At 71.6% G+C, this 12,231-nt stretch carries 12 protein-coding genes; 5 read left to right on the plus strand and 7 right to left on the minus strand.

The window, feature by feature from the left end:
- Positions 1-52: 52 nt before the first annotated feature.
- From BLR90_RS18085 to BLR90_RS18110, 6 genes are all read right to left on the minus strand, one after another.
- Positions 53-550 carry a hypothetical protein gene (locus BLR90_RS18085; RefSeq protein ID WP_174812384.1) on the minus strand — a complete coding sequence of 166 codons (498 nt, stop codon included), beginning with the start codon at positions 548-550 and terminating at the stop codon, positions 53-55.
- Complete coding sequence (locus BLR90_RS18090; protein ID WP_091026640.1) at positions 550-1,851, minus strand: molybdopterin-dependent oxidoreductase; 1,302 nt, start codon at positions 1,849-1,851, stop codon at positions 550-552. The genes BLR90_RS18085 and BLR90_RS18090 overlap by 1 nt, the downstream gene beginning before the upstream one ends.
- Before the next feature lie 5 nt (positions 1,852-1,856).
- Positions 1,857-2,492: a class I SAM-dependent methyltransferase gene (locus tag BLR90_RS18095; RefSeq protein WP_091026641.1), complete on the minus strand. Its 636-nt coding sequence runs from the start codon at positions 2,490-2,492 to the stop codon at positions 1,857-1,859.
- A gap of 56 nt (positions 2,493-2,548) precedes the next feature.
- Positions 2,549-3,208, minus strand: coding sequence for a hypothetical protein (locus BLR90_RS18100; protein ID WP_091026642.1), 660 nt, complete (start codon positions 3,206-3,208; stop codon positions 2,549-2,551).
- 71 nt (positions 3,209-3,279) lie between these two features.
- Positions 3,280-3,978 carry a TIGR04282 family arsenosugar biosynthesis glycosyltransferase gene (locus tag BLR90_RS18105; RefSeq protein WP_091026643.1) on the minus strand — a complete coding sequence of 233 codons (699 nt, stop codon included), beginning with the start codon at positions 3,976-3,978 and terminating at the stop codon, positions 3,280-3,282.
- Entirely contained in the window at positions 3,975-4,634 is a 660-nt protein-coding gene (locus BLR90_RS18110) for a glycosyltransferase family 2 protein (RefSeq protein ID WP_091026644.1), read from the minus strand. The genes BLR90_RS18105 and BLR90_RS18110 overlap by 4 nt, the downstream gene beginning before the upstream one ends.
- 51 nt (positions 4,635-4,685) lie before the next feature.
- Between BLR90_RS18110 and BLR90_RS18115 the strand changes: the two genes are divergently transcribed.
- Positions 4,686-6,005, plus strand: a complete 1,320-nt coding sequence (locus BLR90_RS18115) for a hypothetical protein (RefSeq protein ID WP_091026645.1) — start codon at positions 4,686-4,688, stop codon at positions 6,003-6,005.
- A 1-nt stretch (position 6,006) separates the two neighbouring features.
- Here BLR90_RS18115 and BLR90_RS18120 read toward each other — a convergent pair whose 3' ends face one another.
- Positions 6,007-7,050, minus strand: a complete 1,044-nt coding sequence (locus BLR90_RS18120) for an NAD-dependent epimerase/dehydratase family protein (protein WP_091026646.1) — start codon at positions 7,048-7,050, stop codon at positions 6,007-6,009.
- A gap of 109 nt (positions 7,051-7,159) precedes the next feature.
- On the opposite strand from BLR90_RS18120, the gene BLR90_RS18125 reads away from it, so the two are divergent.
- The 4 genes from BLR90_RS18125 (at position 7,160) to BLR90_RS18140 (ending at position 12,210) form a co-directional block, all read left to right on the plus strand.
- A complete protein-coding gene (locus BLR90_RS18125; RefSeq protein ID WP_218029456.1) occupies positions 7,160-7,969 on the plus strand; it encodes a 1-acyl-sn-glycerol-3-phosphate acyltransferase in 810 nt (269 codons plus the stop codon).
- A gap of 5 nt (positions 7,970-7,974) precedes the next feature.
- Entirely contained in the window at positions 7,975-9,597 is a 1,623-nt protein-coding gene (locus BLR90_RS18130) for an AMP-binding protein (protein ID WP_218029457.1), read from the plus strand.
- 12 nt (positions 9,598-9,609) lie between these two features.
- Entirely contained in the window at positions 9,610-10,986 is a 1,377-nt protein-coding gene (locus BLR90_RS18135; protein WP_245715396.1) for a wax ester/triacylglycerol synthase family O-acyltransferase, read from the plus strand.
- 75 nt (positions 10,987-11,061) lie between these two features.
- Positions 11,062-12,210, plus strand: a complete 1,149-nt coding sequence (locus BLR90_RS18140) for a glycerophosphodiester phosphodiesterase (RefSeq protein WP_091026650.1) — start codon at positions 11,062-11,064, stop codon at positions 12,208-12,210.
- The last annotated feature ends 21 nt before the right edge of the window (positions 12,211-12,231 follow it).

Genomic DNA, 12,231 nt, shown 5'->3' on the forward strand with positions numbered 1-12,231 from the left:
ATCCAACCGTTGACCCGCCCGAAACTTTCGGGCGGGTCAACGTCGATTTGGGTCAGGTGCGGTGGCGGAGACGGGCGACGACGTAGAGAAGCGCGCTGAGGAGATAGGCGGCGAGCACGAGCAGCAGCCAGCGCTGGAGGAACGGCTCCTGGGTGAGGCCGGTGGCGTTCGCGTAGGTGCTGCCGCCGCGGGAGAGGATCGCAGGGAAGAACAGCAGGAACGTCAGGCCCGCGACCAGCGTGGGGACGCGCACATAGTTGAGCAGCGGCACGCGAGGCGTGGCCCGTCGACCCGCGCTAGGGCCGAGGCGAAGTCGCAGCAGCCGGTCCACCAGCGCGTACGCCGGGAAGAGCACGAGGTCGTGCAGCACGACCGCGCCCACGAACCAGACCGCGATCGACTGCCACCACACGTCCGGATCCCACAAGGCGGCGAGGCCGACGGTCAGGACGACGTACGTGACCACAGCCAGGCTCGCGAGCATGAGGGCGAGGTGCCAGCCGGAGGCGCCGTAGGCACGCGACCACCGGGCCGCCCTCGCCGACGACATCAGGCCTCCTCGAAGCGGATCGACTTGACCCACTTGGTGTTGAGGACACCCGGCATGGCCGGGACGATGATCCGGGCCGGGAAACCGTGGTCGAGCGAGAGGTCGACACCGTTGACCTGGAGGGCGAGCAAGGCGTCGGGGTGCCGCACCTGACCTTCGTTGAGGACGGCCTCCTTGAAGGCGCCCTCCTCCTGGAGGGACTGCACGAGCGCGCCGCTGGGATCGGCGAGCCCTACCCGGTCCGCCAGGTCCCGGATCCGAACGCCGGTCCAGGTCTGGGTGGTCGACCAGCCCTCGACACACGCGATCGGCAGTACGGCGGTGTGCTGCGGCATGGCCGCGAGCTGCGCGCGGTCGAGGGTGACGGAGGCTCCCGCACCCTCCAGCGCCAGCCGCCATCCCGACTCCGTCGCACCCGGTCTGATCCCGGCCGCCTCGGCGGTCTTGTTGACGGGGAAGTCGTTGGGTCCGTCGCCGGTGTCGAGCCCGCGGGGGAGGAGCAGCGCGAGCTGCCGGGTGGGTCCGCCGATGGTCTGGCCGGCGGTGAGGGCGAACGTCAGCAGCGAGCCACCGCCGACGAGCGCGAGCAGGCCCCGGCGGCTCATGGTCGGCGCGGACGGGTCGGCGGCTACCAGGCCATCGGGGTCGGCAGGCTCGGGGACGGTGTCGGTCCGTCGGGTCCGCAGCTCCTGGGCGAAGGAGCGGGAGCGGAGCGACCGCACCATCGTCGGCAGCTTGAGCGCCACGTGCGACACGAAACCTACGATGAACACCCAGGCGCCGTAGTAGTGGGCGGTGTAGAAGCTGAACCCGAAGACGTAGTCGTACTGGATGTTCAGGACGCCGGTGACGATCTCGAACAGGAGCCCGCCCACGAGCATCAGCAGGGTGATCCGCTCGAGCACCTGCGCTATCGAGCGGGCCGGGGGCCACACGAAGAGCCGTGGCACCACGGACCACAGCTTGGCCAGCACGACCGGGACCAGCACCAGCCCGAGCCCGACATGCAGTCCCTGCGTGAGGCGGAACAGCCAGGAGGGGTTGGTCGGCCAGTCGAACATCGGCAGCCGCAGCCAGCCCACGTCGGTGGGGCGGGCCTGGTCGCCGTAGGCGACGTACGACAGGAGCCCGGTGACGATGACGATCGGGATGGTGGCCAGCAGGACGGCGCCGAAGGCCGACGTCAGCCACGGCCCGCGCAGCGGGCTGCGCCACACGATCCGGTCGATGCCGGGAGGACGGCGTCGCGCAATCCCTGCCCAGAGTCGGGCCGGGAAGGCGTACGTCGTGCTCTCGGCCATGGCTCTCAGACCCCGCGTGGACGCAGGGTGGCCACGACCCGGCCGCCCTGGTTCCGGACGCCCATGACGATGAGGCCGGCGTCCGCGGCGACCCGCTCGATGTCGTCGACACCGAGGACGCACCAGGCAAACGAGGTGCTGATGGTGTCTCCCACCTTCAGTCGCAGCTGCTCGGGACCCGAGGGTACGCCGGGCCCGGCGAGCTCGACCAGGACGGTGCCGTTCTCGTCCAGCAGCTCGAGGATGCGCCGTAGGAGGACAACGGGGTCCCCACCCAGGCCGATGTTGCCGTCGGCCAGCAGCACATGGCTCCACTGGGAGCCGATCGGTAGCTCGTCGAAGATGTCGCGGCGGAGCGCCATGGCGCCGCGAGCCAGGGTGAGCCGGACGGCCTCGGGCGAGGTGTCGATGCCCAGGACCTCGAGTCCCCGTGACGCGAGAGCTCCCGCCAGGCGGCCAGGTCCACAGCCGACGTCCAGGGTCGGCCCGTGGCACGGGTCCACGAACAGGGAGACATCGGTGGCCGTCGTGTCCCCTGACCACAGATGGGTGGCGAGGGCGTGCGTCGAGCCGTTGGCGCGCACGACCTCACAGGACTGGCCGGAGAAGGCGGCGTCGAAGGCCTCGGTGCTCTGCAGCACTGGCCCCTCTGACGCCGCCCTCTCTCGGACATCCCCACGAGCGTGGGGATGCGATGTCACTTCGTGTTGACCGTGATGGTCGCGATGCCGACCAGGAGACCGGCCTTGACCGCGTCGGTCTTGAAGGTGTCGTTCAGGAGCGGGGCGGCCACGTCGGAGATCTGGACCTGGGTGCCCTGCAGGATCGCGGTGTTGCCCTTGGTCTCGAGGGGCTTGAGCGTGCTGCCGTTCAGGTTGAACAGGAACGCGCTCGTCACGACGGTCTTGCCGTTCACCGCGACGTCACCGTAGACGCGCGAGACGCCCGGGTCGACGTTGAAGTTGGTGAGCTCAACCGTGGTGCCACCGGCGGTCAGCGACAGGCCGGAGTCCTCGTGCTGGATCTGGCCGACCACGTAGTTGGGGACCGAGCCGGGCTCGAAGACCGACACGTTGCCGCCGGTGATGGGGAAGATGAGCGAGCCCTTCTCCAGCTTGGCCCCACCGGTCACGCCGGGGGTCAGCTTCAGGCTCGCGAGGGCGTCGGTGAAGCCCTTGTCGAGGGCGATGGCAGTGCTCTCACCCGTGAGGGCGTCGATCACGGCGACCGGCTCGGGACTGGAGCTCGAAGAGGAGCCGCCAGACGTGTCGTCCTCACTGCCGCAGGCGGTGAGCGGGAACGCGAGCAGGGTGGCCGCGGCGATGCCGGCGGCGAGACGCTTCGATGTGGTGCGCATGGGGAGCTTCCTAACATTGGGTTACGTCGTGCTGTCCCCGGTCATTCGCTCCCACCCGTCGATCGGATTGGTCATGTGACCCGCCGCACACCCTCAGGGCTTCTCAGGCGGCGCCACGCCTCGGCGAACAGTCCGTGGGGCGCGTCCATGGCAACGGCGTCCGCGTCGGCGACGGTGTCCACGTCGCGCAGGCCGACGGTGGCCGTCACCCGCAGTCCGGCGCTGGTCAGGGCGTCGTGGGTGTCGTCGTACGTCGTCGGCATCGACATGGCGACCCGGCTCAATGGCGCGGCGCGGCGCGCGTCCCGCAGCGCCAGCACCCACCAGCCGCCATCACCGGCCGGGCCCAGCACGGCGTCCGAGGAGGCCGGGTCGTCCGGTTCGCCGAGAGCGCGCTCCGCGCCCTTCAGCAGGTCGGGCGTCACCTGGGGGGTGTCCATCCCGATCTGGACGACCGGCCCGCCGCCCCGGCCCGCCGCCGTAGCGTGGGCGTGCGCCAGTCGCTCGGCGAGACCCGTGCCCTGCTGCGAGAAGACGTCCCAGCCAACGAGTGCGGCCTCGATCTCGTCGACCCGCACGGCCGACCTGACGTCACCGGCCAGAGCCAGGTGGCGCCGGGGCGCCGGGTACGCCGCAGCGCACGCGCGCAGGGTGTCGAGCAGCGCTGCCGCCGCCACGTCGGCCGCGGCGTCCATCCCGATGTCCGCACCCAGACGGGTCTTGACCGCACCGGCCACCGGGGCCTTGGCGAGGACGAGGACGCGGCTCACGACAACACCTTCCAGAAGTCCCGGGCCGTGCGCAGCGTGCCCTTCACCGAGCCGGACACCTTTGAGCGGGTGCCCTCCGCCCGCGGTAGGTAGGTCACGTCCCGCTCGACCAGCCGCCAACCGGCCAGTGTCGCGAGCTGAAGCAGCTCGACCGGGTAGCCGAAGCGCCGGTCCCGCACGTCGAGGTCGAGCAGGTCCTGGCGGCGGCACACGCGCATCGGCGCGATGTCGTGCGCCGTCATGCCGATGCGACGCCGCAACCACGCCACGATCAGGCGGTTGCCCAGTCGTGCGTGCCACGGCCACACACGATGGTTGACCGGGCGCCGGCGGCCGACAGCCAGCTCGCCCCGGCCGGCCCGGACGTCGCCGAGCATCGGCAGCAGCTCGGTGGGGTCGAAGGACCCGTCGCCGTCCATGAACGCGACGTACTCATGGGTGGCCGCGAGCAGCCCGGCATGCACTGCGGCGCCGTAGCCAGCTATCGGCTCGTGCACCACGCGTGCTCCGAGACCGGCGGCCACTCCGGCGGTGTCGTCGCTCGAGCCGTTGTCCACCACGATCACGGCGAACTCGGCCGGCACCTGTGCCAGCAGCGCCGGGAGCGCCGGTCCCTCGTCCCGACAGGGCAGGACGAGATCGCAGACGGGCTCCATCCCCTCACCGTAGAGGCGACCCGGTCATGGGAGCGCCCCTACGGTGTGGGCATGCGACCGTCGGCGATGTGGGGAGGGCTGGCAGCAGCGTTGTCACTCGTGGCCGCGGCCGTGCTCGTTCCCGTGCTGTTCGACTGGCAGGTCTACTCACACGCCAACCCGAGCCCGGAGGACGTGGCGCCGCTCCATGCCCTGTGGGACCCCCGGGTCGGTCCCGGGACCATCCCGGCTGTCCTGATCGCCCTGCTGGGGTGGCGTCACGCGCTCGGACTCGCGGAGCGGCTGCCGTGGCGCACGCTGTTGGTAGGGACCTATGTGGTCGGGCTGGCCTGGATGTTGAGCCTGGCCCTGGTCGATGGTGTCGACGGGGTCTCGTCCGTGCTCGCGCACCCCTACGAGTACCTCGAGACCGCGCGGGTCACGAACGACTTCCCAGCAGCCTTGCGGGAGTGGGTCGGCCGTATTCCGCTGGACGCTCAGGACAACTGGCCGACGCACGTGGCCGGACACCCACCGGGCGCGCTGCTGTTCTTCGTGGTCCTGGACCGCCTGGGACTGGGCGGCGACGGCGCCGCGGGGCTGGTGGTGACCCTCGTGGCCGCCACGGTCCCCGCCGCCGTCATGACCACCGTGAAGACCCTCACCGGGGAGGGCCCGGCCCGTCGCGCCGCGCCGTTCCTGGTGCTCGGACCGGCCGCGCTGTGGCTGTGCGTCTCGGCCGACGCGGTCTTCACCGCCGTCGCCGCGTGGGGCCTGGCGGCGCTGGCCGTCGCCGCCACGCGCTCCGGGCGTGGTGAGAGCGCTGCGTGGTCCGCGGTCGCCGGTGTCCTGCTCGGCTACTGCGTGATGATGTCCTACGGACTGCCGCTGCTGGGGCTGCTCGCCCTGGCCGTGCTCGCGGCCGCGCGTTCGTGGCGCCCCCTACCGGTCGCTGCCGTCACTGCGACGGCCGTGGTGCTGGCCTTCGCCGCCGGTGGTTTCGCGCTCTGGGAGGCCTTCCCGGTCCTCCGTGAGCGCTACTGGGACGGCATCGCGACGGAGCGGCCGGCGACGTACTGGACCTGGGCAAACCTCGCCGCCCTGGTCCTCAGCGCCGGACCGGTCCTGGGCGCCGGACTCGGCCGGTTGTGGTCGGAGCGGTTTCGCGTCGAGAGACCGGTGCTGCTGCTGGTCGGCGCCGCGGCGGCCTCGATCGTCCTGGCCGACCTGTCCCAGATGAGCAAGGCGGAGGTCGAGCGCATCTGGCTCCCCTTCGTGCCGTGGCTCCTGCTGGCCACGTCCGCGCTGCCGCCACGATGGCGCCAGGCAGGGCTGGGGCTCCAGCTCGCCTCAGCGCTGGTCCTGCAGCACCTGCTGCACACCTCCTGGTGAGTCAGGCCCTCAACGGTGCGACCGCGAACGCCGGCAACCCCTCGTCCGGGGACACGGCCGCCGAGAAACCGAGCTCCTCACGGGCCAACCGCGGCGAGGCCACCACGTGCCGCACGTCGCCGGCCCGGTACTGGCCCGTCACCTCGGCCGCCAGGTCGCTGCCGGTCCCACTGATGACCAGGTCCGCGACCCGCTTGATCGTGACCGGCTCGCCGGAGCAGACGTTGTATGCCGCGACCCCTCCCGCCGAGAAGCCGACCGCGGCCTCGATCGCCAGGACGTTGGCGGCGGCGACATCAGCGACATGCACGAAGTCGCGCATCTGCCCGCCGTCCTCGTAGACCTTCGGAGCCTCGCCGCGCTCGATCGAGGACCGGAACATCGCGGCGACGCCGGAGTACGGCGTGTCCCGTGGCATGCCGGGGCCGTAGACGTTGTGGTAGCGCAGGGCCACGACAGCGGACTCGGCCTGGCGCGCCCAGGTGGCGGCGTAGTGCTCCTGAGCCAGCTTGCTGGCGGCGTAGGTGCTGCGCGGGTCCAGGCGGGCGGACTCCTCGACCAGGGCCCACGCCAGCCGGTCACCGCAACGTGGGCAGTGGTTCTCGAAGTCGCCTGCATCCAGCGAGGTGCGAGACCGTGCGGGCGGCACCTGATGGCCATGTGCCGGGCACTCGTACCGCCCTTCGCCGTAGACGACCATCGACGACGCGAGGACCAACGAGGCGACCCCGGCCTCGTGCATGGCAGCGAGCAGGGCCGCCGTACCGAGGTCGTTGTGCGAGGCGTACGCCGGCAGGTCGCCCACGCGGACTCCGGCACCCACGAGTGCCGCCTGGTGACAGACCGCGTCGACGCCGCGAAGCAGCTCGACCCACTGCAACGCGTCGCGGACGTCGAGCCGGTGGGTCCCGGCGGGCGCCTGGGACGTGCCGTGGGCCTCGGGCAGCATCAGGTCGACGCCGACCACCTCATGCCCACGCGCCGCGAGCGCGGACTCCACGGCGCTGCCGATGAACCCGGCCGAGCCCGTCAGCAGCACTCTCATGCCGCCATCATGGCTTCCTGCCCGCTCGCCACGGCATCCGGCACCTGGCGGGTTGACGGCGGCACTAGTCTCCGGTGAGGTTCGTGGGGACCGACCGAAGGGGGATCGCGTGAGCGACCAGACGGGCGACGAGGTGGTCGACCTGTCTCAGCGCGACCCTGAGTACGTCGCCAAGCTGCTGCCGCTGCTGCGGCTCGCGACCAAGTGGTGGTTCCGCTCGGACGTGCGTGACATCGACCGGATCCCCGACGGCGGGGCGCTGGTGGTGTCCAACCACTCCGGCGGGCTGATGGCGATGGACGTGCCGGTGATCGCGGTGGCGTTCTTCGACCACTTCGGTGAGGAGCGGCCGCTCTACGTGCTCGCCCACGACATGCTCTTCACCGGGTCGGCGGAGCCGGTCTTCTCCCGGGCCGGGTTCCTCAAGGCCACGCGCGCCAACGCCAACGCGGTGCTGCAGTCCGGGGGAGTCACGATCGTCTTCCCGGGCGGCGACTACGACACGTTCCGCCCGTTCACCAAGAACAACACCATCGACTTCGCCGGCCGCACCGGCTACGTGCGCACGGCGCTGGCCAACGACGTACCGCTCGTCCCCGTCGTCAGCATCGGCGGCCAGGAAGCCCAGCTCCACCTCGCTCGGGGGGAGCAGCTCGCCAAGCTCCTCCAGCTCGAGCGGCTGCTGCGCACGAGATACATGCCCGTGACGTTCGGCTTCCCCTTCGGGCTCACGTTCGCGTTCCCGCCCAACCTGCCGCTGCCCACCAAGATCGTCACCCAGGTCCTGGAGCCGATCGACATCCGCGCGGAGTTCGGCGACGACCCCGACATCGCCGAGGTCGACGCGGAGGTACGACGCCGGATGCAGGCCGTGCTCGACGACCTCGCCCGCGCCCGACGCTTCCCGGTGCTCGGATGACCTGGGTGAGGCGCCTCGGGCGCCGGCTGTGGGTCTTCAAGATGCTGCTCGTCAGCGGCATGATCGCGCCGCTGCGCCCCGACAAGTACCTCCGGATGGGTGCCGTGATCCGCCGCCAGGGCGTCACCGCCACCACCGGATTCTCGCTGGCCGCCGCCCGACGCCCGAAGGGCACCGCACTGGTCGACGAGCGCGGCTCGCTGACCTGGGGCGAGCTCGAGGCGCACACCGACGCCCTCGCCGTCGGCATCGGTGCGCTCGTCGGTGGCCCGGTCGGGTCGTTGGCCATCCTCTGCCGCAACCACCGCGGCTTCGTCGAGGCGCTCGGCGCCGGCGCCAAGCTCGGCGCCGACGTGCTGCTCCTCAACACCGCGTTCTCCGGCCCCCAGCTCAGCGACGTGCTGCAGCGCGAGGGCGCCAGCGTGATCGTGTACGACGAGGAGTTCGCCGGCATCGTCGCGCTCGCCGGCCAGGGGGTCGACGGCCTGAAGGAGGTCGTCGCTTGGACCGACGCCCCGGACGCCGGCCCGCTCACCGTCGACGCGCTCGTGAAGCAGCACCTCGGTCAGCGACCGGGCAAGGCGCCCCGCGCGGGCAAGGTCATCCTGCTGACCTCGGGCACGACCGGCACCCCCAAGGGCGCACGGCGCTCCGGTGGTGGCGGGGCCGCGGCGCTGGCCGCGATGCTCGACCGGATCCCGTGGCGCGGCGAGCAGGTCACGGTCGTCGCCGCCCCGATGTTCCACGCCTGGGGCTTCGGCCAGCTGGCGATCGCGGCCACCATGACCTGCACGGTCGTGATGCGCCGCCGCTTCGACCCCGAGGCCACCCTCGCCCTCGTCGACGAGCACCGGGCGACCGGCCTGGCCGTCGTGCCCGTGATGCTCGAGCGGATCGTCGACCTGCCCACCGAGGTGCTCGACCGCTACCGCTGCGACAGCCTGCGCTTCGTGACCGCCAGCGGCTCACGGATGCGCACCGACGCGGTGACCGCGTTCATGGACCGCTTCGGTGACGTCGTCTACAACAGCTACAACGCGACCGAGGCCGGCCTGATCAGCACCGCCACCCCGGCCGACCTGCGGGTCGCGCCCGACACGGCCGGACGCCCGGTCGTGGGCACCGACCTGCGCATCGTCGACGACGAGTGGCGCGACGTGCCCCAGGGCGAGGTCGGCAAGATCACCGTGCTCAGCGACTCGCACTTCGAGGGCTACACCTCGGGTGACAGCAAGCAGTTCCACGAGTCGTTCATGGTCTCCGGCGACATCGGCCGGGTCGACGAGACCGGCCGGCTTTACGTCGTGGGGCGCGACGACGAGATGATCGTCTCGGGCGGCGAGAACGTCTACCCGCTCGAGGTCGAGGAGATGCTCACCGCCCACGAGGCGGTGCGCGAGGCCGCGGTGGTCGGGGTCGACGACGAGGCCTTCGGGCAGCGCCTGGTCGCGTTCGTCGTACCCGTGCCGGGAGCCACCGTGACGTCCGACGCCCTCAAGCTCCACATCAAGGAGCACCTCGCGGCCTACAAGGTGCCGCGCGAGGTGACGCTGCTCGACGAGCTCCCGCGCAACGCCACGGGCAAGGTCATGAAGCGCGAGCTGGTCGCCGACGGTGGGCCGGACTAGCGCGTGGAGCGGATGGAGGGTGTCGACGCCGGGTATCTCTACATGGAGACGCCCACGCAGCACATGCACACCCTCAAGGTGGCGCTGATCGAGCCGGCCCCCGGTCTCGACCTCGCGGCCTTCTCGACGGGCCTGCTCGACCGGCTCGACGACCTGCCGCCACTGCGCCGCCGGGTGCTGCCGGTGCCCTTCGCGCTCAACCACCCCGTGTGGGTGGCAGACCGGCCGATCGACCCGAAGCGCCACTTCTTCCACCACCACGTGCCCGCGCCCGGCGGGTTGGCCGAGCTGGAGGAGGTGATCGGCCGGATCGCGAGCACCCCGCTGGCCCGCGACGTACCGCTCTGGGAGATCCACCTCTGCGACGGCCTGGCTGAGGGCCGCCTCGCCACGGTCGCCAAGCTCCACCACGCCGTCGCCGACGGCAACGCCGCCAACGCGCTGCTCGCCAACGTCACGGACGTGGCCGCAGCAGGGCGGCACCAGGCGACCGCCGGCCTCGGCCTGGAGCCGACGCCCGGCCGGGCCGACCTGGTGCGCTCCGCGCTCGCCGACGCCATCGTCCAGATCGGCAGCGTGCCGGGCCTCGTGTGGCGCACGGTCCGGGCACTGGTCGCGGTCGCCCGGCACAAGCGCCGCTCGATCGTCCCCACTCCGAGGCCGGTGCTCGACGCGCCGCGGGTCTCCTTCAACGGGCCGCTCAGCAGCCGCCGGGTCTTCGCGACCTGCTCGCTCCCGCTCGACGAGATCCAGGCCGTACGACGGCTCCACGGCGTCAGCGTCAACGACGTCGTGCTGGCGGTCGTGGCGGGTGCCCTCCGCTCCTGGATGGACGCGCGCGGCGAGCGGCCGACCTCGTCACTGCTGGCCGGAGTGCCGGTCGGCACCGACCAACGGGGAGGACCACCGCGTCTCGGCGGCAACCGGGTCTCCAACCTGTTCACCACGCTCGCCACTGACGTGGACGACCCGATCGCGCGGCTCCAGCTCATCTCGCGCACGACGGGGGAGGCGAAACAGGTGCAGAACACGCTCGGGCTGGACATGCTGGCCGACTGGGTGCAGTTCACGCCGCCGGCGCCCTTCAGTGCCGGCATGCGCCTCTACTCGCGGTCGCGCGCCGCCTCGCTGCACGCCGCGCCGTTCAACGTGATCGTCTCCAACGTGCCCGGCCCGAGAGAGCCCGCCCAGATCGACCGGGCGCGGCTGAGCGACCTCTACAGCGTCGGACCGATCCTCGAGGGCATCGGCCTCAACGTCACCGCGTGGTCCTACGTCGATCGCATGAACTTCTCCGCCCTCAGCTGTCCCGACCTGGTCGGCGACCTCGGCTCCCTGATGTCGCGGTTCCGCCCTGCCCTCGACGAGCTGCACGCGAGGCCGGCCTGAACTGTCGGCCGCCCGACGGCGACGGTTCACCGGCGCCACGCTCGTGAGTCACCTGGGCGCGGTTGCCTCGGCGCCATGACCTCTCGGACCGGCGTACGACGCCCTGCCCTCTTCCTGCTCGTCCTCACCGGCCTCGGCGGACTCGTCGGGCCCACCCTGGTGGCCGCCCCGGTCGCCGCCGAGGCCGGGGACTCCCACGCGAAGCACAGCCAACGCCGGGCCGACCCGATCGTGATCGGGCACCGCGGCGCGTCCGGCTACCGCCCCGAGCACACGCTCGCCTCCTACCGGCTCGCGATCCAGCTCGGTGCCGACTACGTCGAGCCGGACCTCGTCTCCACCAAGGACGGCGTGCTGGTGGCTCGCCACGAGAACGAGATCAGCGGCACCACGGACGTCGCCGACCACGCCGAGTTCGCCGCCCGTCGTACGACGAAGACGATCGACGGCCGTCCGGTGACGGGGTGGTTCACCGAGGACTTCACGCTCGCCGAGCTGAAGACCCTGCGCGCCAAGGAGCGGCTGCCCCAGGTCCGCCCGGACAACACCCGCTACGACGGTCGTTTCGAGATCCCCACGCTGGTCGAGGTGCTGCAGCTCGTGCGCGCCGAGTCCAAGCGCACCGGGCGCACGATCGGCGTCTACCCGGAGACCAAGCACCCGACCTACTTCGACTCCATCGGGCTGTCGCTCGAGGAGCCGCTGGTGCGCACGCTCGACCGGTTCGGCCTGGACCGCACGCGCTCCAAGGTGATCATCCAGTCGTTCGAGACGGCCAACCTGCGCGACCTCGACACGATGACCCGGGTCCCGCTCGCGCAGCTCGTCGACGCCTCAGGCGCGCCGTACGACCTGGTCGCCGCAGGCGACCCGCGCACCTACCGTGACCTGGTCACGCCGGCCGGCCTCGCCGAGATCGCCGAGTACGCCGACGGTGTGGGCGCCAACAAGGACCTCGTGCTGCCGCGCGACCCCGCGACCGGCGCCACCACCGAGCCGAGCCGGCTAGTGGCCGACGCCCACCGTCGTGGCCTGGTCGTGCACGTGTGGACGGTGCGGGACGAGAACCAGTTCATGGCCACGAACTTCCGCCGCGGGGTCAACCCGATCGCCAAGGGTGACGTGCACGCGGAGGTGCTCGCCCTGCTCGAGGCCGGTGTCGACGGCATCTTCGCCGACCACCCCGACTCCGCGGTCGACGCGCGAGACGACTGGCTGGACTAGTCCGCAGAGGGCACACTGCCC

Source organism: Nocardioides szechwanensis, from assembly GCF_900103935.1.
Taxonomy (GTDB): Bacteria; Actinomycetota; Actinomycetes; order Propionibacteriales; family Nocardioidaceae; genus Nocardioides; species Nocardioides szechwanensis.